Consider the following 26,155-nt stretch of genomic DNA (forward strand, 5'->3'; position numbering starts at 1 on the left):
TCGCGAGGTAGACGCCCATGTTCGCCTGCGAACCCGAGTGCGGCTGGACGTTCACGTGGTCGGCCCCCCACAGTTCTTCGGCCCGCTCGATCGCCAACTCCTCGACCTCGTCGGCGTACTTACACCCCGCGTAGTACCGCTCGCCCGGATACCCCTCCGCGTAGTTGTTCGTCAGTTCGGAGCTCTGGGCGGCCATCACGGCCTCGCTCGCGTGGTTCTCGCTCGCGATCATCGCCAGCGTCTCGTTCTGTCGCGTGCGCTCGCCTTCGAGCGCCTCCGCGACGGCAGGGTCGGCCGCCGCGACGGATTCGTACGTCATACGCTACCGTCTGGGGACCAGTATCGGATAACTCTACCCTCCACAACGTGATAGATATCCGATAGACTGAGCCAAGTTCGGATTCGCCGCGGATAGACGCGGGGGGCCGGGAGAGCGGCGATCGGAGTTTCCGAAGTCAGAAATGAAATAGGTCTTCGAAGGTGGAGGACGCGGCGCGCGCCGGGAGTCGTTAGCCGTTCAGCCGGCTCTGCCGCCAGCGTTCGAGATCCGACGTCTGATTGAACGTGTAGATGTGGAGGCCCTGGAGTTTGTACGTCTCGTCGCCGACGTACGGCGCGAGTCCCTCGATCAACTCGTCGGGCTTGTAGCGCCCTCGGGAACCGATGAACTGCTTGATGAATCCCACGATTCCGGTCGTCTTCCGCAGGAACTTCACGGAGTCGCCGACGCCCACCTTCCGGGAGATGTTGATCAGCTTCTCGTATTTCATCACGCCCGGAATCCCCACCTCGACCGGGAGGTCGATCCCGCGGGCTCGGATCTCCTCGATCCACTCCAGAATGGTGTCTGCGTCGTAACACAGTTGCGTCACGATGTACGTCGCGTAGGGCGCTTTCTTCTCCATCGCTTCCGCCAGTTCCTCGTCGGAGATGAAGTCGTGGCCCTCCGGGTACCCCGTGATTCCGACCTCCTCGAACTCGTACTCCAGTTCGTCCAGCGCCACGAGCAGGTCGTAGGCGGACTCGAACTCGCCGACTGCCTCCTCTTTGTCGCCGCCCGGCACGAAGATGTCCGTGATCCCCGCCTCCGTCAGCCGACGGACGATCTCTTCGAGTTCGTCGGGCCCTTCGATGTACCGCGCGGCGATGTGCGGAACCACCTCGTAGCCCGCTTCAGCCGCCTCTTCGCATTTCTCGACGGTCCGGTCGATGCCGAGCTGCGGCGACGTCGTGATCGCTACCGTCGCCCCGTCCGGCAGCTCCGAGAGTTCACCCTCGAAACTGTCGAACGGCATCAACTCGAAACGCGCCGTGCTCAACAACTGCGTTACGCCGTCTTCGACCCCTCGCTGTGTACCAACAGACATCCTTGTTTACCGATAGAGAGGGACGTACTTTTGTCTATTGGCGCGTCGAAGCGACACAGACGGAGTTCGCGCTCGCGGCGTGGAGAGAAAGGTCAAGCGGGGGATAGACAGACACCGTCAGGACGCGTCCGGCGCGGATTGGCGGATACGCGCCGCCACGTCTTCGACGGATAGTTCGCGTGTGGAGTCGTCGGAGACGCGCCGCAGGACCAGATCCAGGACGTTGAGCTGGCGGAGGAGTCGCCGTGTTCGATCGTGTTCTAAGCCGAGTTCGCGGCCGACTTCGTGGACCGTTCTGGCGTCGGCGACGGCGTCGACGACGTCGTGCAGCGTCAGCCGGTCAGGGAACCCGATCCCGTCGGCGACGAGTTGGTCGTCCGGAAGCGGGTCGATACGGGGGTCGTCTCCACCCCGCTCGCTGCTCGCGTCCGAGGACGAGTGATCGGCCGAGAGATCCCCACTGACAGGACTGGACTGCTCTCCGCCGGTCGGTTCGACGGTTTCGGACCGCGTCTCGTAGGACGTCGGTGAGTGAACTTCCGCTTCGATCATGTACCGACGGACAGTCTCGTCGGAGACGTCCATCTCGATCCGCTGACTCATCTCCTCGAAGGTGTCACAGGACTCGTAGAGCCGCCGGAGGTACGGCGTATCCTCGTACGGCGGTACCGACTCATCGCGTACGGTCGCGAGCGGATCCGCGTCGTCGGAACCGTCGTCGGCGGAAGTCGAATCGGTCCCCGTCGAACCGACTGGTCGGCCCGTCAGATCGGAAGCCGTACCCGCCGTATCGCCGAACGTCGAGGGCGTCGCGGAGTCGCTCCGCCCGACGTCGTCCGCAACCGGAGCCGTACCGCGTGATCCGGTCGAATCCCCGCTTCCATCGTCGACCGGTTGGTCACCGGGTGCGGCGGCATCCGGCGCAGTCGTCCGGTTCTCGGCCCTGGCGTCGGTACCCGGATCGGCGTCGATGACGACGTCTACCGTCACCAGGAGGGTCCCGTCGTCGAACTCGGCGTCCGTCGGGTGAGCCGAAACCGTCGTCTCGTCGGACGGTGTCTCGCGGGTGTCGTCAGCCGAAGCGTCCGGAAAGACGGGTAACTGAACGGTGAGATCGAGTGTTCCGTCGGCGGCGCTGACAGACGCCGCCTCGGGGGCCGGCGCAGCCTCCGACGACGCCGCCTCGCAGAACGGGATCGCTACCTCGACCGTGGCGCGGAGCGAACCGTTGCCGACCTCGTCCGCACTCGCAGCCGCTTCGGCCCGACGCACGGTTCGACCGTCGGCTCCGAGGCGTTCGATCACGCGCGAGAGAGCGTCGAACGAAGAGTGCGGCTGCATCACCATAGCACTGATAACATCCTACATATTGTGGTTGGTTAACAGTGGGTGCGGAATGGTGAGGGCCTTCAAGAGGCGGGGTCGTGACGGGCCGATAGCGGAATCGTAACGGGGCGATGGCAGAGCCGTGACGGGGCGATGGCAGAGCCGTGACGGGGCGATTGAAATCGGGAGACGGGGCGAGACGGAAGGGCCCTCAGGGCACCGTCGCGATGCTCACGATCCGCTCGCCGGTGACGACGACGCCACCGGGAGAAGCGGAGTACAGGACGCCGGCAGCGCTCGCAGTGACGGTCTCCAGCCGGTCGAAGGACGCCGGATCGAACACCGCGCCGATCGCTTCTCCCTCCGCGACTTCGTCGCCGACGCCGAGGTCCGAGCGGAGTTCGAAGAGCCCGGACGTCTCGGCGACGACGCGCGGCGCGTCGTCCCGGAGGAGGTGCTGTCCCGGCGTCGGGGTCACGCGCTCGTCGACGACGTCCAGTTCACGGAGGACGTTCCAGACGCCCTCGACGCCCGACTGCACCGCCGAGCGCGTGACGGTCCGGCTGTTCGAGAGCTCCGCGGTGACCGCGGGAACGCCGGCCTGCGCCGCCGCGAGTCGGAACTTCCCGGCGAACGCGTCGTCGTCGACCGCGTCGTCGTCGCCCAGAAGAAACTCCGTCCCGAACGCCTCCGCGAGCGCCCGGGCGTCGTCGTCGCCCAGACCGAAGCGGACGTGTTCGAGCATCTCCGGCATCCCGGTGTGGAGGTCGACCGCGGCGTCGCTCTCCTCGACGAGCGGCCAGAGGTTCGCGACCAAGCGTTCCTGAAAGCTCCCCGCCGAATCGCCGGGCCAGATGCGGTTGAAGTTCGAGTGAAACGCGTCGTAGGCCTCCGGCGTCAGGTACGACCGGTGATCGAACGCGAGCGGGTTCGTGACCGGGACGACGACGACCGTCCCCGCGATTTCGGCGTCGACGAGACGGCCGTGGAGGCGGCGAAGCGCCGCCGGGCCGTTGAGTTCGATGCCGTGCTGGGCGGCCTGGACGAACACCGTCGGACCGTCACCGCCCTCGTAGCGGTGGACGGTGACGGAGACGTCGCGACCGGAGGGAAAGTGTCCGAGTTGCCGGTCGGACACCGCGTGCCGCACGGAGTCGTAGTCCATACGCGGTGGGAGCGGCCGCAGAGTAAAAACCCCGGTGCAGAGGGGACGGCGAGGAGCGAGCGGACGACGGCCGTCGCGTCATTTATCCGATCACTCAGTGAACCGTCGGTATGGACCTGGAGCGCGAGACGTGGACCGACGCTGATGAGTCGGAGGCAGAGATGGCGCTGCTACCGGTCGGCAGCACCGAACAGCACGGCCCGCACGCCCCGCTCGGCACCGACACGCTGGACGCCGAAGCTGTCGCCGAGGCCGGCGCGGACCGATACGACGACCCCGTTATCGTCGCGCCAGCGGTTCCCGTCGGCATCGCCGAGGAGCACCGCCGCTTCTCGGGGACGCTGTGGACGACGGAGTCGACGTTCCGCGCGTACGTCCGCGACGTCGTCGGGAGCCTCGCCTCGCACGGCTGGGACCGGGTCGTCGTCGTGAACGGCCACGGCGGCAACATCGCGGCGCTGAAGGAGGTCACGGCGCGGATCGTCCGCCACGACGACGCCTACGCCGTCCCGTTCACGTGGTTCGACGAGGTGGGCGAGCACAGTTCGGACATGGGCCACGCCGGCCCGCTGGAGACGTCGCTGCTCCGCCACACGAACCCCGAGGCGGTCCACGAAGACCGGCTGGAGGCGGCCGCCGAGGGCGGGAGCGACCGCTGGGGGAACTGGCGGGGCCGGGTCAACCTCGCCGTCGACTCCGACGAGTTCACCGACAACGGCGTCGTGGGCGACCCGCGGGAGTCGAGCGCCGAACTCGGCGAGGAACTGCTCGACCGATCCGCCGAGGCACTCTGCGATCTGCTGGACGCCGTGCGCGAACGGGACCCCGGACCGCGGGAGTGAAGAGCAGTCTCGACCGAGGTGTTCGCTCGCTCGTTCTATCGGCCGGCTGTCAATCTGTGGTTTCGCGGCGGGGCGAGCCGCGACGAGGACGCGTTTCCGTTGAGAATTCAAAAATATCCGGTTACGACGGCGAACCGCCCAAAGATGCGGTGTTTTTCTGCGGCTGAATTCGGAGTACCGTGGTATTTATCCCTGTGACACCGTCACCGGGAGATGAACACTAATGAGCAAGCCGGAACTGCCGTCGCAGGCGGAGACCGTCGTCATCGGGGCCGGAGCGGTCGGTTGTAGCGTCGCCTACCACCTCACCGAACTGGGCGCAGAGGACGTCGTCGTGATCGATCAGGGGCCGCTGCCGGTCACCGGCGGCTCGTCGGTCCACGCGCCGGGGATCATGTTCCAGACGTCGCCGTCGAAGCTCCAGACGAAGGCGGCCCACTACACGAGTCGGCTCCTCTCCGACGCCGGCGTCTACGACGAGGTCGGCGGCATCGAACTCGCCCGCAGCGAGGAGCGGATGGACTTCCTCGAACGGCGCGTGGAGTGGGCGCAGTCGTACGGCCTTCCCGACCCGCAGCTCCTCTCGCCCGAAGAGGTCACGGAACACCTCCCGCTCGTGAACGAGGAAGAGATCCTCGGCGGTTACTACTCACCGACTGACGGGCGCGTCGACGGCATCGCCGCGCTGCAGTGGTACATCGCGAACTCCGGCGCGGACTTCTACGGGAACACGGAAGTGACCGACCTCGACGTCGCCGGCGACCGGATCGGCGCGGTCGAGACCGACCGGGGGACGATCGACTGCGAGCGCTGCGTCATGGCGACGAACAACTGGGGCCACCAGACCGCGGAGATGGCGGACCTCGACCTGCCGATCGCGCCGGTCGAACACCAGTACGTGGTCACCGAACCGATGGACGAACTCGCCGACGCAGGCTCGAACGTCGGCGACAACACCGACGGCCTCCTCGTTCCGGGGAACCGCGACGTGCAGGAGTACATGAGCGAGGGGCCACACCGACCCGTCGGCCGCGACCAGGACAACTCGCTGTACTTCCGGACGCACGGCAGTTCCCTGGGACTGGGGTCGTACAACCACGAGACGCTCTCGGTCGATCCCGACGCGATGGGCAAGAACGACGACCGGCAGGCGTCGGTCCGCGGCTTCACGCGCGAGCACTGGGAGAAGCCGACGCATCCGGATCGAGAGAAATCGGCCAAGCAGGCGTTCGACGAACTGCTGCCGGCGACCGAGGGCGTGGAGTACGAGATGACCGAGAACGGCATCTTCGTGTTCACGCCCGACGGGATGCCCGCGGTGGGACCGACCGAAGTCGGGGGCCTCTGGAGCGCGCTGGCGATCTGGTGGACCCACTCCGGCGGCTACGGCCGGATCGTCGCCGAGTGGATGGAGAACGGCGTTCCGCGCCTGCCCTCCGGGCCGGTCGACACCGGCGGCGTCCACGTCCGCCGCTTCGAGCCGCACGCCGGCGAGAAAGACTACTTCGTCGACAAGGGCGCGAAGCGCTACCAGCAGGTATACAGCATCGTCGAGCCGCGCTGGCAGCCCGAGGAGCACCGCGGCCTTCGGACGAGCCCGTTCTACCACCAGCAGACGGAACTCGGCGCGGAGTTCTACCAGTCGGGCGGCTGGGAGTCCGCGCAGTGGTACGACTCGAACGCCGATCTCGTCGACGAATACGAGGGGGAGATCCCCGAGCAGGACGGCTGGCGGGGGATCAACCGCTCGCCCATCGAGGGGGCCGAACACCTCCACACCCGCGAGGCGGTGTCGATGTTCGACATGACATCCTTCAGCAGTATCGTCGTCGAGGGAAGCGGGGCGGGCGAGTACCTCCAGCGGATGTGCAGCAACGACGTCGAGATGGAGACCGGACGGGTCCGCTACTCGCTGCTCCTGAACGAGGGCGGCGGCATCCTCGCCGACGTCACGGTCGTCCGACTCGACGACGAGAAGTACCTCGTGACGACCGGCGGCGGCAACTCGCCGGGAATCCACGGGGGCTGGTTGGAAGAGCACGCGCCCGAGACCGTCTCCGTCACCGTCGAGGAGGGCGCGAAGAGCACGATCGGCCTCTGGGGGCCGAAGTCGCGGCTCCTCCTCCAGCGGGTCACCGACGCCGACGTCTCCAACGACGGCTTCCCGTACTTCACCGCGAAGCGGATCTACGTCGGCGAGGTGCCCGTGATCGCGCTGCGGGTCTCCTACGTCGGCGAACTCGGCTGGGAGCTGTGGGCCCCCACCGAGTACGGCCAGCGCCTCTGGGAGACGCTCTGGGAGGCGGGGCAGGACCTCGACGTGCGGCCGATGGGCGGCGGCGCGCTCGAATCGATGCGCTTAGAGAAGGGCTACCGCCTGTGGGGGACCGACATCGACACCGACTCGAATCCCTACGAGGCGGGCCTCTCGTTCGCCGTCGACCTCGACACCGACTTCGTCGGGAAAGCGGCGCTCGAAGCAGCCAGGGACGCGGGAATCGACGACGAGATCACGCCGATCACGCTCGACGACTCCGAGGACATCCCCCTGAGCGGTCGTCCCGTCCTCGTCGACGGCGAATCGGAAGGCTACGTCCAGGCCGCGGACTTCGGGTACAGTGTCGGGAAGCCGATCGCGTACACCTACCTCCCGACGGAGTACACCGACGCCGGAACCGACGTGCAGGTCAAATGTGAGGGCGACCTGTACGACGCGACCGTTCGAGACGAGCCGCTGTTCGATCCCGGCCGCGAAAAGATCGTCCGATAGCCCATCCATCCGGAGACTGAAGAGCCCCCCACGCGAATCTAGCACCCGAACGGGACGTACCGCACCATCCGCGCACGGGACGCAGCCCAGTCCGCACGGCCCGACCGGCGCGTCGGTGTCCCGTGGGACGTCCAAGCACGCCACAACCAATGACCGAAACAGAACGCGATTCCGAATCCGACACCGACGCATTGCCCGTGGAGTACGTCGACATCGAACGCGCGCGTGAGCGCCTCGACGACGACACCGTCGTCAAGCAGACGCCCGTCGAAAAGAGCACCTCGCTCGGGAAACTGGTCGACGCCGAGGTGTACCTGAAGATGGAACACCTCCAGTGGACGGGGTCGTTCAAGACCCGCGGCGCGTACAATAAAATCAGCCAAGACGTGGCGAACGGCGTCACCGAGTTCGTCGCCGCCAGCGCCGGTAACCACGCGCAGGGCGTCGCCCTCGCGGCCACGAGGTGCGGCGCGGACTCGACGATCTACATGCCCGAGGACGCGCCGCAGGCGAAGGTCGACGCCACCCGGAGTTACGGCGCGACGGTCGAGTTGAAAGGGAAAGACTTCCAGGAGACGATGTCGCACGCGCAGGCCGCCGTCGAAGAGAGCGACGCGGAATTCGTCCACGCGTACGACGACGTCGACATCATCGCCGGGCAGGGAACGTTGGGTACAGAGATGTACCACGACTGTCCGGACGCCGACACGGTGATCGTCCCCATCGGCGGCGGCGGTCTCATCAGCGGCGTCTCCACGGCGCTGAAGCACCTCTCGCCGGAGACGCGAGTCGTCGGCGTGCAGGCCACCGGCGCGGAGACCGTCCACGAGAGCCTCGACAAGGGGATTCCCGTCACGCTCGACGAGGTCGACACCATCGCCGACGGCATCGCGACCGGCGGCATCTCCGAGGCGACGCTGTCGATCATCCAGGCGAACGTCGACGAGGTCGTCACCGTCACCGACACCGAGATCGCCCAGGCGATCCTCTTCCTGATGGAGCGCGCGAAGCAGGTCGTCGAGGGCGCGGGCGCGGCGTCGGTCGCGGCCCTGTTGAGCGACGACCTCGACGTGGAAGGAGAAACGGTGATGCCGCTGCTCTGCGGCGGCAACCTCGACATGACCCAACTCCAGACGGTCGTGGTCCACGCCTTGACCCAGCGGAAGCAGCGGATCCGCCTGCGCGTCCGGATCGACGACCGCCCGGGGAAGATGCACGAGTTGTCGGGCATCATCGCCGACCAGGAGGCGAACATCCACGACGTGCGCCACGACCGCTCCGTCGAGGACCTGGAAGTCGGCGAGGCGTACCTCGTCTTCACCGTCGAGACCAGCGGTGCCGAACACGCCGCCGGCATCGTCGACGCCATCGAAACCGCCGACTACACCGTCGAAGACGTCACCAGAGCCGAGTAGTCCCGAGTTGGCGCTGTCTGACCGGTACGCCCCGGAGACCGTTCCCACCGTCACTGGGCTCGTGCGCGAGCACCTCGCGTCGCCGCACGTCCCCAGTGGTTATCTTTCCAGCCCTGTTTTCAGAGTGTATGTTACGGCGTGACGTACTTCGAGCCGGCGCGACGCTCGGAATCGGCGGTGTCGCGGGATGTTCCGCCCCGAGCGAGGGAGTCGACTTCACTGAGGGGTTCGAAGACGGCCTCGGCGACTGGGAAACGAACGCGACGATCGGACCGGAGGTCGAACTCGAGGAGTTCGAGTGGGAGGTGAACGTCACCGACGCGGAAGCGGCCGAGGGCGACCGATCGCTGCGCGTGTGGAACGAGGGCGATTACGACGACGGCGTCACCTGGGTCACCCACCCGGTATCGATCGAACCGGGGAACGCCTACGAGATCGAGGCCACGGGACAGTTCTGGAGCGAGTCCGAGTCGTTCAACACGATTCGCCACGCCGTGATGCGACTCGGCCCCGACCCGGCGACGGTCGAAGAGGACTTCCCGCAGCTCGGCGTCAACTCCTCCGAATTCGGTGAGACGCCGTACGGCGGGCTTCGGGAGCCGCTGTGGCTCGCAGACGGGTGGCGCGAGTACCGTTTCGAGTGGACGACGCCGGAGGTATCGACCGAGACACTACACTTCGCCGTCGGGACCGCCGTCATTTGGGAGGCCGACGCGACGCACTACATCGACGGTCTGTCTGTCACCATCGAACCGCGGTGACGGGCCTGAGACCGCACGGTTGGGCCAGACTTCGGAGGGGCTGTGCTCCCGCTCTCGTCGGCCCGAGATCGTTGCGGTCCGATACTGTACCAAGTACGTACCAAAAAGCCGATACGCGTCGAGTCGAAGAACTTCCGCCGATGACTGGGGAGTCTGGAGAGGCCACGATCAGCGTCCTTCACGTCGACGATCAAACCCACGTCCGAGAGCTCCTGAGCACGTTTTTACAGCGGCTCGACCGAGATGTCACCGTCCACTCCGAATCGCGACCGAAGGCGGCGCTGCAGCTGATCGAAACCCACCCAATCGACTGCGTCGTCAGCGATTACGAGATGCCGGTGATGGACGGAATCGAGTTCCTCGAAGCCGTCCGCGGGGACTACCCGAACCTCCCGTTCATCCTGTTCACGGGAGCGGGAGGCGAGGAGGTCGCTGCCGAAGCGATCAACGCGGGCGTCACCGACTACCTGCAGAAGGAGGGCAGTGACTCGTACAGACTCCTCGCCAACCAGATACGGAACGTGGTGAGTCATCGGCGGTCGGAAGATCGGGCGAAAATCGCCCGGACGCGGCTGATCAAACTGTACGAGCAGACGGACGGGTTCTACACGCTCGACGGGGACTGGACGATCACGTACTGGAACCAGCAGATCGCCGAACGAACGGGGTTGTCCACCGACGACGTAATCGGTCGGGACTTCTGGACGGTGTTCCCCGAGGCCGTCGGAACGCGCGTACACGACAACTATCGGACGGCGATGGAGACGCGCGAGCAGGTGGAGTTCGAGGTCTATTACGAGCCGTACGACTACTGGGTGGAGCTCCGGGTGTATCCGGTCGAGGGCGGACTGTTCGTTCACTCGCGCGACATCACCGAAAAGAGGGAGAAGTCACAGGAGTTGCAGTACCGGAACGAACTCTTGGAATCGTTTGCGAGCACGGTCTCGCACGACCTGCGGAACCCGCTGAACGTCGCCGAGGGGAACCTGCAGTTGGCCCAAGAGACCGGGGACTTCGAGCATCTCGAAGCGGTAGCGAAGGCCCACAACCGGATGCGGAATCTCATCGACGAACTGCTACAGGTCGCCCGCGGGGAGGACCTAGAGGAGGCCACGGTTTCGCTCTCGGCGATCGCAGCGCGGGCTTGGGAGACGGTTTCCTCGGACGGAGCGGACCTCGCCGTTGAAAACGATATCGACTTCAAGGCATATCAGGGACAGGTTCGCCGCCTGTTCGAGAACCTGTTTTGGAACGCGATTGATCACGGCGACGCGACGCGGATACAGGTCGGGGCCCTGGAGAGCGGCTTCTACGTGGAGGACAACGGTGAGGGTATCCCGCCGAAGTACCGTGAGCGGGTGTTCGAATCCGGGTTCTCGACAGACGAGGAGAGCCCTGGATACGGGCTTTCGATCGTGACTGGAATCGCCGAAGTCCACGACTGGGAAATCCGGGTTACGGACGGTGAAGACGGAGGGGCCCGGTTCGAGGTGACCGAAATCGAGCGACCGGATGAGTGATACTGACGGACGGAGGGCAGAACCGTTCACCCCGCGAGAATGCGAGGGTCCGACCGCCCGGGGGTTATCGGCAAGCGGCCTTCTACGAAGAGGCGTCGAGGAACGCCGAGAGAACGGCGTCTGCGAACTCGGGAAGCGAGACGTTGCGCGTGTTCGTAAACGAGATAAAGAAGTTGGTGTCGTCTTCGACTCTCACTTTGAGAACGGAGAAGTCCGTGAACTGAATGGTTTCAGACCAGCACTCCTGATCAGGCATATCGAGTTCCTCTAAGGAGTGATCGATCAGGAGCGAGCGGAACGCCTGTTCGGCCTCCGCGTCCGAGTACTGTGACCGCACGTCGGGGTCGGCAAACACGACGGTGATGTCGTCTTCGTCGTAGAGACAGACGGAACGCAGGGACTCGCCGAGCGTCTCCCGAGCCAGTTCGACGATAGCCTGCGTGGCCTGGTTCGCCGGCTCCTCGATGGACCACTCGACGTTTCGGGTCTTGTGTCGTATCGTCGGCCACACCTCCACTCCGGCGTCAGTGAGACCGTAATACCGGCCCACCGTTCGTGCCTCGGGGACTCGCAGTTCCACTACGCCCTTCTCCTGGAGCTCCGAGAGCGCCCGAGAGACGTGGGGGCGCAAATCGTCGACGGCCTCGGAGATCTCGGTCGGAGTCGCCTGCCCCTCCTCGAAGAGGTATCTGAGAACGTGGAGGCGGTATTTCGAACTCGAGATGTAAGATCGAACGGCGTCGATATCGTTCGTCCTATCCATTCTTGGATGGTTGATATTCAATACTGTTGAAACTGGTGCCAAGTACCACTTCCGTACCAAAACACTATTTTACTCACTAAAATAATATCAGTGTATGGTTCAAGAAATTGATTATTTTCGGATTTTTATTAATCATACAGAGAATCAATGGTCGATGTTCGATCGTATGAACCGAATCGTGGGGTCGAACAGGGGGAGTCAGTCGTTCGTCCGCATCCGGACACCGGAAGGCCGTTGAGATGGCGAATCAGCTCCCGGACGAGTACGACGCCCTCGAGGGAGGCATTCTCCTGTTCGACGCCACCGGCAGTCCGATCGGTCAGAACACCGCCTCGGCGGAGTTCCTCGGCTATGCTAACGACGAACTGGTCGACATCTCGCTCGACGACCTCGTGCCACCGGAGAACGAAACGCCGACTGCGGACGTCCGAGAACACATCCTCCGGGGGCGGACCGGAAGCCACTCGTTCGAGTGGCAGCTTCGGCTGGCCAGCGGCGAACACAGGTGGGTCTCGGCCACGGTGAGTCCCCTGTCGCTCGCCCAGGAGAAGGGCGTCATTATCGCAGAGATGCGAGATCTGACGAAGTACAAGGCCCGCGGCCGCCGTTTGCGGTTGCTCTATCGGGTCCTCCGGCACAACCTGCGAAACGATATGACGGTGATTCAGGGATACGCGTCGAACCTCCAGCAGGCGATCGAGACGAACGATCTCGAAGAGCAGATCGAGATCATCAAACAGACCGCCGAGAAGGTCGGGGGGTTCAGCGAGTCGGTCGCCAACCTCGAGCGGCTGATCGAGCGGGACGCGACGGAGCGAGAACACGTCGACGCCGCCGAGTTAGTCCGAGAGATCATCGAGGAGGTTCGAGAGGAATTCTCGAACGTCAGGATCGATTACGATCTCGCTGAGGGCCTGTGGATCAGCGTCGACGAAGGCCTCAAACTCGCCATCGAGCACACACTGCACAACGCGATCAAGCACAACACGGCTTCGACCCCGGAGGTGAGAGTCGCCGTCACCGCCGTTCGATCGGGATCGTACGTCGGTATCCGAATCGAAGACAACGGTCCAGGTATCCCCGAGATAGAACTCAAGGCGCTCGAGGGAAACGCCACGAACGTCGAACACGGGAACGGGCTCGGACTCTGGCTCATCAGAGAGTGTACGGAGTCGCTCGGTGGGTCGGTCTCGTTCGGGGGCAACGACCTCGGCGGGACTACCGTGACGATCAGAGTCCCTCGGATCCGTCACAGCTGGTGAGCGCGCGACGTCGACCTCCGAACGCGGCCCCCAGCGGTAACTGGCAAGGTCTATTACCCGGAGCCGTCGATCCGGTCACGTGAGTCGTCAGCGCTCGATGCGTCGGTGGGCCTTCGTGGCGGTCGGAGCCGCCATCATGGGCGGGGCCGGAACCTACCAGTTCGTCTGGTCGTCGCTCAGCGCCGCCGTCGGAACGCGCATCTCCGCCTCCACGACCGCGCTGGGGACCGTCTTCACCCTCTTCGTGATCACCCAGACGCTCGTCCAACTGCCGGCCGGGAGCGTCCGGGACCGGTACGGCCCGCGGAAACTCCTGGTGGCCGCGGCGGCGCTGATGACCGCGGGGTACGTCGGCCTGGGGGTCGCCCCGACGTTGCCGGTGGCGTACGCGTCGTACGCGATCGGCGGGGCCGGTGCCGGCATCGCCTACACGGTGGCGGTGAACACGCCCGTCAAGTGGTTCGACGAGTACCGCGGGTTGGCGACCGGAATCGTCTCGATGGCCTACGGCGGGGTGAGTTTCGTCGTGATCCCGTTAGTCAGGGGATCGATTGACGCCGCGTTCACGCGGACGCTGCTCGTGTTGGGAGTCGCCGTGGGGGTGGTGAGCCTGCTCGCGGCGGGACTGCTCCGGGACCCGACGTCGGTTTCCGGTCCGGCGGCGGGCGTCGACGCCGAGACGGCTGCGGATTCGGGTGGCGCCGGCGACTCGAGCGGTCTCGGCGACCCGGAGGACCTCGACGGCTCAAACGACCCTGACGGCGCAGGTAATCCCGGCGCTTCCGACAACGCTACCGACGCGGTGGGCTGGCGAACCGCCGCCAGAACGTGGCAGTTCTGGGTCTTCTACGGCGTTCTCGTCATCGTCAACGGCGTGGGGCTGATGCTGATCGGACAGTCGGTGGGCTTCACGACCGGACTCGGCCTCTCGGCGGCGGCGGCGACGACCGTCGCGTCGAGCATCGCCCTCGCGGACGGTGCGGGGCTGCTCGTCCTCGCCGGGTTGTCGGACCGCCTCGGCGAGGAGCGGACCGCCGGCGCGTCGCTCGTGCTGTGCGGACTGACGCTGGCCGGTGCGGTCGCGAGCGGCACTCGCGGACATACCTCGCTGTTCGTCGCGTTCGTGGCCGCGGCGGCGTTCTTCCGGAGTCCGGTCTTCGCGATCTTCCCGAGTCTCGTCGGCCGCTACTACGGCGAAGCCCGCTCCTCGGAGAACTACGCGGCGATCTACACTGCGAAGGTCCCCGGCGGCGTGTTCGGCGGCACCGTGACCGGCGCACTGATCGCCGCGCTGGGCTGGTCGACGGCCTTCTACGTCGGCGCCGTGCTGGTCGTGGGGGCCGGGCTCTCCGCCTTCGCGCTGCGACCGGTGAGCACGGGCAACTGAGGCGTCGGCTCTCTCTGCCGTCCGGGAGAGAGCGTCGGCCGGCCGTAGAATGACTATCGAGCGGGTGTGTCGATTTTATAAAAGGAAGACGAAAAACCGTCGGAAGCGCTACTCGGAGTGCCCGCGCGCTTCGAGTTCCTCGGCGATCGCCGGTGCCACCTCGTGGAGGTCGGCGATCACCGCCCAGTCGGCCTTCTGGATGATCGCGGCTTCCGGATCCGTGTTGATCGCGAGGATGGTCTCCGCACCCTTGCAGCCGACCATGTGCTGGACGGCCCCGCTGATCCCGGCGGGGACGTAGATCTCCGGAGCGATCTTCGCGCCCGTCTGCCCGATCTGGTCGTCGTGCGGCCGCCACCCCTCGTTGACCGCCGCGCGCGACGATCCGAGCGCAGCGTTCGGGACGCGCTCGACGAGCGCCTCGAGCTCCGAGAAGTCGCCGCCGGTCCCGCGCCCGCCGGAGACGACCACGCGGGCCTCACCGAGCGGGACGCCCTCGACGTCGGACTCCTCGACCTCCGTCAGTTGCACCCGGAGGTCGCCGTCTTCGAGTTCGGGGGAGAACGAACTCACTTCCGCGGCGTCGCCGCCGGTCTCGGTCACCGAGACCTCGTTGGCCGCGACCGTCAGCAGGTTCGTCTCCGCGGTGAGCCTCGAGTGCTCGATGAGCGTCCCGCCCCAGCGCTGCCGGGTGAGTTCGTAGGAATCACCCACTTCGACATCCGTGACTTCCGCGGCCATCGTCACGTCGAGTTTCGAAGCCGCGTGCGAGAGCGTTTCGGCACCACGGTCCGTCCCGGGCGCGATCACGGCTTCCGTGCCGATTTCCTCGGCGCACTGGACGACCGCGCGCCCGTACGCCTCCGGCGCGTAGTCGTCGAGCGCGTCAGCGGCGGCGACGTGGAGCGTCTCCACGCCGTGGTCGCCGGCCTCCTCGGCGACGGCTTCGGCACCGGCGCCGAAGGCGATCGCTTCGAGCGATTCACCGGCCTGCTCGGCGACGTCCCGCGCGAGCGTCAGCGCCTGCAGCGAGACGTCGTCGAGGCCGTCGTCGTCGTATTCGAGGAGTGCGAGTACCATCTAGACCACCTCCAGTTCTTCGAGGACGTCGACGACGTCCTCGGCCGCCTCGGGGCTCTCCCCGAGGATCTCTGCCGGGCTGTCGTCGGTCTCCGGCACTTCGAGTTCGACGAGTTCGAGCCCCTCATCGTGCGGTTCGGGCTCGGTCTGCTCGACGGACGCCTTCCGCGCCTGCATCTTCGCGCGCATCGACGGATAGCGCGGCTCGTTCAGGCCCTCCTTCACGGTGACGACCGCGGGAAGATCGATCTCGTAGACCTCCGAGCCGCCGGGGATCTCGCGCTTGGCGACGGCTGTGCCGCCGTCGACGTCGAGATCCTTGATGCCCGTCACGCAGGGCAGTCCGAGTTCTTCGGCGACGCGGACGCCCACCTGGTGATTGGCCGTGTCGGCGGACTCGTTGCCGAACAGCAGCAGGTCGAAGTCCGTGTCGCTTCCCTCGACCGCCTCGGCGATCGCCTTCGCCGTTCCAGCGGGGCCCCACTCCGCGTCGCCGCCGTCGAGCAGGATCCCGTCGTCGGCGCCCATCGCGATCGCCGAGCGGACCTGCTCGGTCGCGTCCTCCTCGCCGAGAGTCAGGACGGTGACGTTGCCGCCGTGCTCCTCGACGAGCTGGACGCCCTCCTCGACCGCGCACTCCTCGTGCGGGCTGAACGTGAAGCCCAGGGAGGTCGTGTCGATGTCGAGTTTGTCGTCGGTGAGCGATACCTTCGCGCCCGTTTCCGGCACGCGCTTGATTGCGGTGAGTATTTCCATAGGTGTGTTCTCTCCTCAGTACTCGTTGCGGAACAGCCGATCGTTGTCCGGATCGAAGACGCCGCCGTTGCCGGCGACCTCGACTTCCACCGGGTACTGCTGTCCGAAGTACTCGACCTGCAGTTCCTGCCCCTCCTCGGCGTACTCCTGCGGGAGGTACGACAGCAGGAGGTGCTTGCCGACCGACGGACCGGTGCCCGCGGAGGTGACGTAAGAACGGCGGCCCTCCTCGTCGATGAGGACGTCACCATCCTGATCGAGGATGGGTTCGCCGCCCGTCATAAACCGCGGTTCGCCGCCGTCAGGGGCGTGGTCCGTGACCGACAGGGTACACAGCGTGGCGGCGTTCTCCTCGTCGATGGCCGCCGCGTAGGCCTCCTTGCCGATGAAGTCGGCGTCCTTGACGCCGTGGAACGTCAGGCCCGCTTCCGCGGGGTTGTAGTCGATTTCGAGTTCCGCGCCCATCAGGCGGTAGCCCTTCTCCATCCGACCCGTCTCGCCGTAGACCCCGGTGCCGACCGGGCGGATGTCGAACTCCTGGCCGGCCTCGTAAATCGTGTCCCAGAGGCGCTGGCCCCGATCCATCGGCGCGTAGATCTCCCACCCGAACTCGCCGACGTAGGAGATCCGCAGCGCCTTCGCGCTGACCCCGTTGATCGTGACGTCCTTCATCTCCGCGAAGTCGAACGAATCGGCCGTCATCGGTTCCTCGGAAATGGAGTCCATCAGGCCCTCCGCGTTCGGTCCCCACACGCCGAGCGTGCAGAGTTCCGAGGAGCGACCGATGAGTTCGGCGTCGCCCTCGAGGTGGTTGCCGAACCAGGTCTTGTCCTGGCCGGCGTGTGCGCCGCCGGTGATGACGCGGTAGTGATTCTTGCCGAGACGCGCGACCGTCAGGTCGGCGACGAAGCCGGCGTTCGGCGCGAGGATCGGCGTGTACACCGCGTCGTCGACGTCGATGTCCATCGAGGCGACACAGAGTCGCTCCATGTTCTCCTCGGCGTCGCTGCCGATGATGTCGAAGATGCCGAAGCCGGTGTCGCCGACCATCCCGACGTTGTTCCGCAGGTGGAGGTGCTCGCCGAGGATGATGTCGGACCACCAGCGGCTGTCCCACTCGTTCGGGCGCTGAAGGTCCGAAATCTGGTCCTCGTACTTGTCGACCAGGTCGGCGTTGGACTCGAACCAGCGCGGGCGCTCCCAGCCGCCGGCCTCGAAGAACTCCGCGTCGAGGTCCTCCTGACGGTTGTAGAAGGCGCTGGTCCGGAGCGGGCGAGTGGACTGCCACTGCTCGCGCGGGTGGACGATCCCGTAGATCTTCTGGTAGCCCTCGTGAGCGCGGCTCTTGACGAACTCGTTGGTCTCTCCGTACTCGTCGAAGCGGGCGACGTGGTCGTGAGCGACGATGTCGATGTCGGGGTGACCCTTCGTCATCCACTTCGAGACCTCCCGAGCGATGGCGGGCGCTTCCTTGATCCAGATGGCCGCACACGACCAGAGGCCGTCGACCTCGGGGATCGGACCGAGAAGCGGGTGGCCGTCGGGAGTCACGGACAGGAGGCCGTCGATGGAGTGACGGATACCGGCGTCCGGATCGTCCAGGACGTCCGGGATGATCTCTAAGGCGTGCTCCATCGAAGGCTCGAAGGCGTCCTCGGTGAGCGGCGGCTGAGTCGGCGACAGCGGCGACTCCTCGATTGAGGGGACATCTTCGACGTCCCACAGGATGGGCCGGTGTTCGTAGGAGCCGACCTCGATGTCGTTGCCGTGCTGGCGCTCGTACATCTGGGTGTCCATATCCCGGATGACCGGGTAGTTGATCTCGCCCTCGCCGTCCTCGAAGCGCTCGATCGGTCCGACAGAGACCATCTGGTGGACGGCGGGCGTGAGCGGGATGTCGACGCCGGCCATGTCGGCGATTTCGGGGCTCCACAGCCCGGCGGCGATGACGACTTCGTCGGCCTCGACGGTCCCCTTGTCGGTCTCGACGGCGGTGATCTCGCCGTCCTCGACGTGGAGGTCCTGGACCTCCGTGTTCGGGGCGGTGCGCAGCGCGTCCTTCTCGTCGGCCTGCTGGCGGTAGAGTTCACCTGCGCGGAGCGGGTCACAAGTGCCCGCGCCTTTGCTGTGGAAGCCGCCTTTGATGATGTCGGTGTTGACGTACGGAACCAGCTCTTCGACCTCTTCGGGCGTGAGGAGTTCCGCGTCCTCGCCGAAGGCCTTCGCGGAGACGACGCGCCGCTTCAGCTCTTCCATACGCTCGTCGGTGCGGGCGACCTCGATCCCGCCGGAGTTGTTGAACGTGTCGAACTCACGGTAGATGTCCCGGCTGTCCGACGTCAGCTGGGTCATGTCCTTGCTGTGTTCGACCGGGAAAATGAAGTTCGAGGCGTGGCCCGTCGAGCCGCCGGGGTCCGACAGCGGCCCCTTGTCGATCAGGAGAATGTCGTCCCGGCCTCGTTCCGCGAGTTCGCCTACGAGGGAGCTGCCGACGATGCCAGCTCCGATCACTACGGTACCTGCCGTCGATGGGAATTCGTTCGAGCTCATCGAGATACAACCTCAGTTTTGCGTTCGGTCATCTTGGTTTTTGGTGTCGCATCGCATAGCTTCACACGTCTGTCCGCTGCTCGCACTCGATACGTATTACCCATTTTTTCCTAACGATAATTAAGCACACCCTCAATACTCCACGTCATTTTACGTGGCCGCGAGCGCGACGTCGGAGGAGCCGCACCAGGTACGTCGCGGCCAATCGGTAGATCGACCAAATACGTCGCGGTCGACGGTCCCAGCGACCGTGGCCGGCTTTCCGGTGGCTCCCTGCGGTCGGCCTCCACCAAACGCCTCGTAGTCAGCGACTTGGCGACTCACCGGGTCGGTCTTGCGGTGACCGAGCGGCATCTGCCTCTGAGTGGGTTCGTCGGTTCCGACCGTTCCCGGGAATCGGCAACCGGTCACAGCAACAGGAACAGCGCGAACGGGACCACGAACAGGAGCACGAACAGCCCCAGGAGTCCGAGTCCGTAGCTCACGAGGGTGGCGGCGCCGGCGGTCCAGGCGGGATGGTCGAATCGGGCGGGTGCGTTCATCTCTATCACCCCAGTTGACGGGGCCGACGCTTAGTTGTAGTGACGAAATTCCGTTGCAGAGACCCGAACCTCAACGAGTCATCTCGAAGATACGACAAGGTCGAGGACGCGTCGCGGGAAGCGGGCCACGGAACTGCGAGAATCCCGTCCTAGCGCCGAACGGGGCGGGTCGAGTGCGTCGGAGAGGGTCTGAAATCGCCGGGTGTCGGAGACGGATCGACGGTTCGTGCCAACCTTTATGATCGGATTGGCGAACTATACGGAATAATGGTTGCTGAAGGGACCGTAACGAGACCGACGTTCTGGGGTATCGGGCACCTCGGCGAGATCGCGTTTTACCTTCTCGCCGTCGTGACGATCCTGGTGTTCGCCTACGGCGTCTACCGGCGGGTCGACCGCTACACGGCCGGAGCGGCGGACTGGTTCGACAGACTGGACGATCTCCCCCATCGAATCGTCAGTAGTGCGCAAATCGTGCTCTCGAACAAGCAGCTCTTCGACCGGGACACGGTCGGGGGGCTGATGCACGCGTTCATCCTGTGGGGCTTTCTCACCCTTCTCATCGGGACGACGATACTCGCGATCGATATGGACATCTACCAGCCGATCACCGGGCTGGTCGGCACCGAGCAGTCGTTCTTCGTCGGGGACTTCTACCTCTCGTACTCCCTCGTGATGGACGCGATGGGGCTGCTGTTCGTCGTCGGCGTCGGCGTCGCGCTGTATCGGCGCTACGCCGCGCGGAAGTGGCGCCTCCACGGCAAGCACACGAGTCTGGAGGACGACCTGTTCATCTGGGCGCTCTTCTTCCTCGGTGTGGGCGGCTACCTCACCGAGGGGCTGCGCATCCTCGGCACCGGCTTCCCGGCGTTCGAGACCGTGAGCTTCGTCGGCTGGTTCGTCGCCGAGGTGCTCTCCGTCGCGGGGATGACCCAGATGACCGCGGAGGCGATCTACCCCGCCGTCTGGTGGTCGCACTCGCTGCTCGCGTTCGCGTTCATCGCTGCAATCCCGTTCGGCAAGCCGTTCCACATGCTCTCGTCGTACGCGAACATCGTGACGCGGGACGAGAAGGCCGGCGCTCGGTTGCCCGGGATCCCCGCCGACCTCGACGCCGACACCGGCGCAGAGAGCATCGACGACTTCTCGTGGAAGGAGATCCTCGATCAGGACGCCTGTACGAAGTGCGGGCGCTGTTCCTCGGCGTGTCCGGCGGAGACCTCCGGTCGGCCGCTGGATCCGCGTGACGTGATCCTCGATCTGAAGCAGTACCGCGAGTCGCTCGACGCCGGCGAGACCGAGGAAATCGACATCGTCGCCGACGGCGGCGAGAGCGTGGTCGACGCCGCCACGATGGAGTCGTGTATGGCCTGTATGGCCTGTATGGACGCCTGTCCGGTCGACATCGAGCACCTCAAATCGTTCACGCGGATGAACCGACAGCTCACCGACCAGGGCGACGTCGACTCGAACGTGCAGGACACCTTCGACAACATCATGGGGATGGGCAACACCTTCGGCGACCCCCCGGACGAGCGCGCCGCGTGGGCCGAGGACCTCGACTTCGACGTCACCGACGCCCGCGAGGAGGACGTCGAGTACCTCTGGTACGTCGGGGACTACCCGAGTTACGACGAGCGAAACAAACAGGTGGCCCGGTCGCTCGCGAAGATCCTCGAACACGCCGACGTCGAGTACGGCATCCTGTTCGAGGACGAGAAGTACGACGGCAACGACATCCGCAGGCTCGGCGAGGAGTTCCTCTACGTCGACCTCGCGGGCTACCACGTCGAGAAGTTCGAGGAGGTCGATCCGGAGAAGATCATCTGTACGGACCCCCACTCCTACAACACGTTCAAGAACGAGTACCCGGAGGTCGAGTACGAGGACTTCGCCGACGAACCGCTGATGCAGTTCGAGTACGACGGCGAGTGGAACCAAGACGGGACAGTCGACGTCCTGCACTGGACGCAGGCGGTGGAGGAGATGGTCGAAGACGGGGCGTTGGGACTCCGCGGCAACGAACTCGACGTCACCGTCACGTACCACGACCCGTGCCACCTCGGGCGGTACAACGACGAGTACGAGGCCCCGCGTGACCTCATCCGAGCGACGGGCGCGACGCTCGCTGAGATGCCGCGTAACCGCAACGAGTCGTTCTGTTGTGGCGGTGGCGGCGGCGGTCTCTGGATGGATATCGACGAGGAGTCGAAGCCGAGCGAGGAACGAATGCGCGAGGCGCTCGAAGACACGGAGGCCGGCGACGCCGTCGAGAAGTTCGTCGTCGCCTGTCCGATGTGTATGACGATGTACGAAGACGGGATGAAGACCGGCGGCTACGAGGACGACATAGAAATCGTGGACGTGGCGGAACTACTGGTCGAGGCCATCGAGAGCGGCCCCGGAGTCGACGCGGCAGGCACCTCCGGAGCGACCAGTCAGGCCGACTGACCGGTCTCTGAGCTGACTCCTCTGGAGACACGTATCCGGCGTGACTAGTCCGAGAGCAGGTGAAAGAGCGGTCGAGTCCGCTGGCAGAGCGGTCTTCGGGGTGTCCCACCTCGAAACGCGGAAAGTTATTTGTAAACGGGTCGTGTCGGTGAGATTGGTTCGGAGCGATGTACGACAAGATACTGATACCGTACGACGGGAGCGACGAGGCGATCAAGGGCGCAAAGCACGGGATCGAACTGGCCGCCGCACTCGGAGCGGAGGTGCACGGACTGTACGTCGTCGATCTCCCCGGCGCACCGCGGGCGCTGGCGCTACGAGACGACGAAGAGAGTATGCGAGAGGATTACAAGGAATACGGGGACGAAGTCCTGGAGAACCTCTCGGACGTCGCCGCCGAACACGGCGTCGAGTGCACGACGGTACAGCGAACCGGCGCGCCGAGCGAGGAGATCGTCGATTACGCCAAAGACGAGGGGATGGACGCCATCGTGATGGGGTCGGCCTACCGCGGTACCATCGGTGGCATCCTCGGCGGTACGATGGACAGGGTGGTCAGAACCGCGACAGTCCCCGTGATCACCCAGCGGATGCGGATGGAAGAACTCTGAGAGCCCGGTCGAATGCGAACGACGGCACCCGATGGGGGCGGTTCGCGCTCAGGAATCGACCAACCGTTTTTCTCGGAAGTAGATGACGATGCTCGCACAGAGGAACACGACGCCGGCGACAGCGAAGTCGCCGGTCGCCATAGCGAGCAGCGCGACAGCGAAGAGCACCACGACGAAGACGGCGGCGGCGGTCGCGAGCACGTTTTCCATAGTGTTCTCAGGCAGCGGGAGCGACTAAAACGCTGTCGTCGCCGGCGACCGATGGATGATATCTGCCCCGGGTACGGCGGACCGTCGCTCTGAGCCCGAGTGAGGGAGTGACGGAGGTGCTCAGTAGTCGTGTTTGAACTCCCAGTGGTACCGACAGCTGTGACACGTCGCCCACTCGGGGACGTCGATGACCCTCGGATGTCGCCGCCCGTGTTCCATCTCTGATCCACAGACGGGGCAGATGAAGTGCTGAAGTTCGAGTTTCGGGAACTCGTCGTAATCGAACGTCGCGATACAGCGCCTGCAGTCGATATCGTCGTGTGGGCGGTGTTGATTGACGTCACTGCCGCACCGGGCGCAACTCAGCAACGCGGGCGGACGAGAGGACCACCCGACGTCGCCGTCGAGCGTCGTCGTACTCGTTTCGGGACTCGACAGTCGAAATCCAGATTTTTCCGGGTCGGCACGCAGCGGTTCCACGACGCGAACCGCGGCGCGGCGGAGCCACTGAACCACAACACGTAAGTTATCCATCACGATGTGAAGTCCGAGCGGGACGGTCGTCCGTCACCGCCGCTGCGGGCCGGATGGTCGCCGGGTCCGGTGACATCGGTGGAGAACACCTCTAGTTTGGTGATTGTACGGAATTTTCACGATGTCAGGTACCACACACCTAAAAACAATAAACGCGTCGGCCGGCAAAGCCGAGCATTCGTTGGACAAAAGATCTCCGCGTACCAACGAAGAATGCCCGTCTCAGTCGCTCCACGGCGAATATTGCCCAAGGTTTAATATACCTCAACGATTGTTAATGGGTGAGGTTGTGTAACACTCCACGCAAGAGTGGCCCAACCGACGGTACGCGACGGTGGGCACGCTCCGGTCGGCAACAGCATAGCCAGAGAAGCGAACGGAACGGGGGGACCGGGTCAGATTGAGACACAGACGAACCGATACACGACAATTATGATCAAAACACGACGGCAATACGACGCAACGGAGGTAGCGTATGTCAGATAGTGACAAGAGTGGCGAGTTTTCCGACGGGCTGCAGGTGGAACTGTTCCATCCGGAGTCCGATCGCAGTCCCGGTGACACCAACATCCAGAAGTGGGGGTTCGACATCCACCCGATCGTGTTCCCGGTGGCCCTGTTACTGATCGCGGTGTTCATCGCCGTCACGGTGCTCCTCGGCGATCAGGCCGCGGAGGCGTACTCGGCGGTCCGCGGGTTCTTCGAGGGGAACTTCGGCTGGTTCTACCTCCTGGCGGTGAACATCTTCATCGTCACGATACTGTACTTCGCGCTGGGTAAGTTCGGAACGATCCGGATCGGCGGCGTCGAAGCAGAAAAGGAGTTCAGCGACTTCGCGTGGATGGCGATGCTGTTCAGCGCCGGGATGGGTATCGGCCTGATGTTCTTCAGCGTCTCCGAACCGCTGTACTACGTCTCGAACGTGCCAGGGTTCTTCGGCGCTGAGGCAGGAACCGGCGCGGCAGGCGTGGCCGCGATGACGCAGACGTTCTTCCACTGGGGCTTCCACCCGTGGGCGATCTACGGACTGGTCGGACTCGGCCTCGCCTTCTTCTCGTTCAACCGCGGGCTCCCGCTGACGTTCCGATCGATCTTCTGGCCGCTGCTCGGCGAGCGGATCTACGGGTGGCCCGGCCACGTGATCGATCTGGTGACGGTGTTCGCCACCCTGTTCGGGCTTGCGACCTCGCTCGGCCTCGGCGTCGCACAGGTGAACACCGGTCTCTCGTACGTCCTCGGCGATATGCTGGGACTCGTGAGCATCCCGACCGGTACGATACCGCAGGTGCTCCTGATCGCCGGGATCACCGCCATCGCGACGCTCTCTGTCGCCGCCGGTCTCGAAGGCGGCGTCAAGCGGCTGAGCACGATCAACCTCTACCTGATGTTGACCCTGCTCGGCTTCCTCATCATCGTCGGCCCAACGCTCTACATCTTCGGCGCGTGGGTCGAGGGTCTCGGCTCGTACTTCGGTAACTTCCTCTCGCTCGCGTTCTTCACCGGGACGATGGGCGAAGGCGGCGGTACAGTCGGCGCGTGGACGGTGTTCTACTGGGCCTGGTGGATCGCGTGGTCGCCCTTCGTCGGGATGTTCATCGCGCGTATCTCGAAGGGACGCACCGTCCGCGAGTTCGTGTTGGGCGTGCTGTTCCTCCCGTCGCTGTTCTCGACGCTCTGGCTCGCCGCGTTCGGCGGCAGCGCGCTGCAGAACACGCTCGTCGGGAACGGTGCGGCGATGGCGACGTACAACGAGTTCGGACAGACCGTCGCGATGTTCGCCCTGCTCGAACAATTCCCGCTCGGCGCCATCTCGGGGCTGCTCGCGACCCTGCTCGTGGTCACGTTCTTCGTGACCTCCTCGGACTCGGGATCGCTCGTCATCGACCACCTGACCTCCGGTGGGAAACACGACGTCCCGAAGGCCCAGCGGATCTTCTGGGCGGTCACCGAGGGAGGTGTCGCCGCGGTGCTGCTCGTCGGCGGCGGCCTCGGTGCACTGCAGACGGCCGCGATCGCGACCGGGTTCCCGTTCGCGATCATCCTCGTCCTGATGTGTTACACCGTCTATCAGGGCCTCCAGAACGAACACGAGATCCTCGAATCCGAGGCGTTCGCCGAGCGCATCAAGGATCTCACCGACGAGGGAGAAGTCGATGTCGTCACCTCCGGCAGCGAGACCGTGACCGGAGTCAGAGGAGGTGCAGACACCGAAGGCGGCGACTGATCACGACTCCCGTTCGACGGACAGTCGCGTTTTCGACTGACGACTTTACTCACACCACTTTGTTTGCGGACCGAGAACCACGGGGAGTACTATCGCCACCCAGCGAATCCGATCAGAGTGTCGCGCCGACAGTCACGTGCCTGTGACGGACACGTTCCGTTCAGTCCGTGGCGAGTCGCGCGGGCTGCTCAGTAGTACTTCCACTCGTCCTCGTCGTCGTCGCTCGGCGGCCGTCGGGTCACTCCCTCAGCATCCTCGTTGTCCTCGTCAGCCTCATCGGGCCAGCGAATCCCATCGCCGCTGAGGCTCTGGTAGAGAAAGCCGCCGAGGGCGACGAGCATCACGAGGAGCAGCAGCGATCCGGCGATCGTCACGAGGTCCCCGAGCGACTCGAACGGAAGCTGCAGGGGAAGGACGCCCGCAGCCGTCGGTGCGATCCCGATCATACGCTATCTACGGACTCCATTCGTTTAATATCGCCCCGTGGGATGGAGAGGTCTCCGGCGGTGTGGCCTCGGGTTGGTTCGCGAAGAGAGGAGAGGAGAGGAGAGGAGAGGAGAGGAGAGGAGAGGAGAGGAGAGGAGAGGAGAGGAGAGGAGAGGAGAGGAAAAGGACTCAG

Annotated in this window: 21 protein-coding genes and 1 pseudogene; 10 read left to right on the top strand and 12 right to left on the bottom strand. The window is 65.0% G+C overall.

The genetic code is table 11. The features are described from left to right. From NO876_RS06880 to NO876_RS06895, 4 genes and pseudogenes are all read right to left on the bottom strand, one after another. Nucleotides 1-319 (bottom strand): annotated as a pseudogene (locus NO876_RS06880) (serine hydroxymethyltransferase); the annotation flags it as partial. Between the two features lie 190 nt (nt 320-509). Next, nucleotides 510-1,367 (bottom strand): methylenetetrahydrofolate reductase, encoded by an 858-nt coding sequence (locus NO876_RS06885; RefSeq protein WP_345780734.1) that lies wholly within the window; start codon nt 1,365-1,367, stop codon nt 510-512. 117 nt (nt 1,368-1,484) lie between these two features. Beyond that, a complete protein-coding gene (locus NO876_RS06890; protein WP_256420948.1) occupies nt 1,485-2,708 on the bottom strand; it encodes a DUF8073 domain-containing protein in 1,224 nt (407 codons plus the stop codon). Nucleotides 2,709-2,904: 196 nt separating this feature from the next. Beyond that, the gene (locus NO876_RS06895) at nt 2,905-3,858 is read right to left on the bottom strand and encodes a succinylglutamate desuccinylase/aspartoacylase family protein (RefSeq protein ID WP_256420949.1); all 954 of its coding nucleotides are present in this window, start codon (nt 3,856-3,858) and stop codon (nt 2,905-2,907) included. A gap of 110 nt (nt 3,859-3,968) precedes the next feature. Between NO876_RS06895 and NO876_RS06900 the strand changes: the two genes are divergently transcribed. From NO876_RS06900 to NO876_RS06920, 5 genes are all read left to right on the top strand, one after another. Beyond that, on the top strand, nt 3,969-4,700 hold the full coding sequence (locus NO876_RS06900; protein ID WP_256420950.1) for a creatininase family protein: 732 nt from the start codon (nt 3,969-3,971) through the stop codon (nt 4,698-4,700). Nucleotides 4,701-4,923: 223 nt separating this feature from the next. Beyond that, complete coding sequence (locus NO876_RS06905; protein ID WP_256420951.1) at nt 4,924-7,470, top strand: GcvT family protein; 2,547 nt, start codon at nt 4,924-4,926, stop codon at nt 7,468-7,470. 149 nt (nt 7,471-7,619) lie between these two features. After that, a complete protein-coding gene (gene ilvA, locus NO876_RS06910) occupies nt 7,620-8,885 on the top strand; it encodes a threonine ammonia-lyase (protein ID WP_256420952.1) in 1,266 nt (421 codons plus the stop codon). 128 nt (nt 8,886-9,013) lie between these two features. After that, nucleotides 9,014-9,646 carry a hypothetical protein gene (locus NO876_RS06915; protein WP_256420953.1) on the top strand — a complete coding sequence of 211 codons (633 nt, stop codon included), beginning with the start codon at nt 9,014-9,016 and terminating at the stop codon, nt 9,644-9,646. Nucleotides 9,647-9,786: 140 nt separating this feature from the next. Further along, nucleotides 9,787-11,166 (top strand): ATP-binding response regulator, encoded by a 1,380-nt coding sequence (locus NO876_RS06920; RefSeq protein WP_256420954.1) that lies wholly within the window; start codon nt 9,787-9,789, stop codon nt 11,164-11,166. Between the two features lie 82 nt (nt 11,167-11,248). Here the strand turns inward: NO876_RS06920 and NO876_RS06925 are convergent, their stop codons facing one another. Further along, a complete protein-coding gene (locus NO876_RS06925; RefSeq protein WP_256420955.1) occupies nt 11,249-11,929 on the bottom strand; it encodes a winged helix-turn-helix domain-containing protein in 681 nt (226 codons plus the stop codon). Between the two features lie 239 nt (nt 11,930-12,168). Between NO876_RS06925 and NO876_RS06930 the strand changes: the two genes are divergently transcribed. Together NO876_RS06930 and NO876_RS06935 are read left to right on the top strand one after the other, a co-directional pair. Continuing rightward, nucleotides 12,169-13,191: a PAS domain-containing sensor histidine kinase gene (locus NO876_RS06930; RefSeq protein WP_256420956.1), complete on the top strand. Its 1,023-nt coding sequence runs from the start codon at nt 12,169-12,171 to the stop codon at nt 13,189-13,191. 79 nt (nt 13,192-13,270) lie between these two features. Beyond that, the gene (locus NO876_RS06935) at nt 13,271-14,578 is read left to right on the top strand and encodes an MFS transporter (RefSeq protein ID WP_256420957.1); all 1,308 of its coding nucleotides are present in this window, start codon (nt 13,271-13,273) and stop codon (nt 14,576-14,578) included. A gap of 108 nt (nt 14,579-14,686) precedes the next feature. Here the strand turns inward: NO876_RS06935 and NO876_RS06940 are convergent, their stop codons facing one another. From NO876_RS06940 to NO876_RS06955, 4 genes are all read right to left on the bottom strand, one after another. Further along, entirely contained in the window at nt 14,687-15,658 is a 972-nt protein-coding gene (locus NO876_RS06940) for an electron transfer flavoprotein subunit alpha/FixB family protein (protein ID WP_256420958.1), read from the bottom strand. Then, complete coding sequence (locus NO876_RS06945; protein ID WP_256420959.1) at nt 15,659-16,414, bottom strand: electron transfer flavoprotein subunit beta/FixA family protein; 756 nt, start codon at nt 16,412-16,414, stop codon at nt 15,659-15,661. Nucleotides 16,415-16,429: 15 nt separating this feature from the next. Continuing rightward, nucleotides 16,430-18,964 (bottom strand): GcvT family protein, encoded by a 2,535-nt coding sequence (locus NO876_RS06950; protein ID WP_256420960.1) that lies wholly within the window; start codon nt 18,962-18,964, stop codon nt 16,430-16,432. A gap of 407 nt (nt 18,965-19,371) precedes the next feature. Further along, nucleotides 19,372-19,506, bottom strand: a complete 135-nt coding sequence (locus NO876_RS06955) for a hypothetical protein (protein ID WP_256420961.1) — start codon at nt 19,504-19,506, stop codon at nt 19,372-19,374. A 267-nt stretch (nt 19,507-19,773) separates the two neighbouring features. Between NO876_RS06955 and NO876_RS06960 the strand changes: the two genes are divergently transcribed. Both NO876_RS06960 and NO876_RS06965 read left to right on the top strand, forming a co-directional pair. Then, a complete protein-coding gene (locus NO876_RS06960; RefSeq protein WP_256420962.1) occupies nt 19,774-21,957 on the top strand; it encodes a heterodisulfide reductase-related iron-sulfur binding cluster in 2,184 nt (727 codons plus the stop codon). Nucleotides 21,958-22,124: 167 nt separating this feature from the next. Next, the gene (locus NO876_RS06965) at nt 22,125-22,568 is read left to right on the top strand and encodes a universal stress protein (RefSeq protein ID WP_256420963.1); all 444 of its coding nucleotides are present in this window, start codon (nt 22,125-22,127) and stop codon (nt 22,566-22,568) included. Between the two features lie 48 nt (nt 22,569-22,616). Here NO876_RS06965 and NO876_RS06970 read toward each other — a convergent pair whose 3' ends face one another. Next, on the bottom strand, nt 22,617-22,778 hold the full coding sequence (locus NO876_RS06970; RefSeq protein WP_256420964.1) for a hypothetical protein: 162 nt from the start codon (nt 22,776-22,778) through the stop codon (nt 22,617-22,619). 120 nt (nt 22,779-22,898) lie between these two features. Then, nucleotides 22,899-23,312, bottom strand: a complete 414-nt coding sequence (locus NO876_RS06975) for a hypothetical protein (protein WP_256420965.1) — start codon at nt 23,310-23,312, stop codon at nt 22,899-22,901. Nucleotides 23,313-23,787: 475 nt separating this feature from the next. Between NO876_RS06975 and NO876_RS06980 the strand changes: the two genes are divergently transcribed. Then, on the top strand, nt 23,788-25,536 hold the full coding sequence (locus tag NO876_RS06980; RefSeq protein ID WP_256420966.1) for a BCCT family transporter: 1,749 nt from the start codon (nt 23,788-23,790) through the stop codon (nt 25,534-25,536). Between the two features lie 188 nt (nt 25,537-25,724). Here the strand turns inward: NO876_RS06980 and NO876_RS06985 are convergent, their stop codons facing one another. Beyond that, on the bottom strand, nt 25,725-25,982 hold the full coding sequence (locus NO876_RS06985; RefSeq protein ID WP_256420967.1) for a hypothetical protein: 258 nt from the start codon (nt 25,980-25,982) through the stop codon (nt 25,725-25,727). Nucleotides 25,983-26,155: the final 173 nt, after the last annotated feature.

This window comes from Halobellus rarus, from assembly GCF_024494595.1.
GTDB classification, from domain to species: domain Archaea; phylum Halobacteriota; class Halobacteria; order Halobacteriales; family Haloferacaceae; genus Haloquadratum; species Haloquadratum rarum.

What these genes read in the sequence shown, in the direction of transcription:
- NO876_RS06975 (WP_256420965.1), bottom strand. Translation starts at nt 23,312, where the DNA reads ATGGATAACTTACGTGTTGTGGTTCAGTGGCTCCGCCGCGCCGCGGTT.
- NO876_RS06930 (WP_256420956.1), top strand. Translation starts at nt 12,169, where the DNA reads ATGGCGAATCAGCTCCCGGACGAGTACGACGCCCTCGAGGGAGGCATT.
- NO876_RS06920 (WP_256420954.1), top strand. Translation starts at nt 9,787, where the DNA reads ATGACTGGGGAGTCTGGAGAGGCCACGATCAGCGTCCTTCACGTCGAC.
- NO876_RS06950 (WP_256420960.1), bottom strand. Translation starts at nt 18,964, where the DNA reads ATGAGCTCGAACGAATTCCCATCGACGGCAGGTACCGTAGTGATCGGA.
- NO876_RS06900 (WP_256420950.1), top strand. Translation starts at nt 3,969, where the DNA reads ATGGACCTGGAGCGCGAGACGTGGACCGACGCTGATGAGTCGGAGGCA.
- NO876_RS06940 (WP_256420958.1), bottom strand. Translation starts at nt 15,658, where the DNA reads ATGGTACTCGCACTCCTCGAATACGACGACGACGGCCTCGACGACGTC.
- NO876_RS06955 (WP_256420961.1), bottom strand. Translation starts at nt 19,506, where the DNA reads ATGAACGCACCCGCCCGATTCGACCATCCCGCCTGGACCGCCGGCGCC.
- NO876_RS06915 (WP_256420953.1), top strand. Translation starts at nt 9,014, where the DNA reads ATGTTACGGCGTGACGTACTTCGAGCCGGCGCGACGCTCGGAATCGGC.
- NO876_RS06890 (WP_256420948.1), bottom strand. Translation starts at nt 2,708, where the DNA reads ATGCAGCCGCACTCTTCGTTCGACGCTCTCTCGCGCGTGATCGAACGC.
- NO876_RS06885 (WP_345780734.1), bottom strand. Translation starts at nt 1,367, where the DNA reads ATGTCTGTTGGTACACAGCGAGGGGTCGAAGACGGCGTAACGCAGTTG.
- NO876_RS06980 (WP_256420966.1), top strand. Translation starts at nt 23,788, where the DNA reads ATGTCAGATAGTGACAAGAGTGGCGAGTTTTCCGACGGGCTGCAGGTG.
- NO876_RS06925 (WP_256420955.1), bottom strand. Translation starts at nt 11,929, where the DNA reads ATGGATAGGACGAACGATATCGACGCCGTTCGATCTTACATCTCGAGT.
- NO876_RS06970 (WP_256420964.1), bottom strand. Translation starts at nt 22,778, where the DNA reads ATGGAAAACGTGCTCGCGACCGCCGCCGCCGTCTTCGTCGTGGTGCTC.
- NO876_RS06895 (WP_256420949.1), bottom strand. Translation starts at nt 3,858, where the DNA reads ATGGACTACGACTCCGTGCGGCACGCGGTGTCCGACCGGCAACTCGGA.
- NO876_RS06985 (WP_256420967.1), bottom strand. Translation starts at nt 25,982, where the DNA reads ATGATCGGGATCGCACCGACGGCTGCGGGCGTCCTTCCCCTGCAGCTT.
- NO876_RS06965 (WP_256420963.1), top strand. Translation starts at nt 22,125, where the DNA reads ATGTACGACAAGATACTGATACCGTACGACGGGAGCGACGAGGCGATC.
- NO876_RS06945 (WP_256420959.1), bottom strand. Translation starts at nt 16,414, where the DNA reads ATGGAAATACTCACCGCAATCAAGCGCGTGCCGGAAACGGGCGCGAAG.
- NO876_RS06905 (WP_256420951.1), top strand. Translation starts at nt 4,924, where the DNA reads ATGAGCAAGCCGGAACTGCCGTCGCAGGCGGAGACCGTCGTCATCGGG.
- ilvA (WP_256420952.1), top strand. Translation starts at nt 7,620, where the DNA reads ATGACCGAAACAGAACGCGATTCCGAATCCGACACCGACGCATTGCCC.
- NO876_RS06960 (WP_256420962.1), top strand. Translation starts at nt 19,774, where the DNA reads ATGGTTGCTGAAGGGACCGTAACGAGACCGACGTTCTGGGGTATCGGG.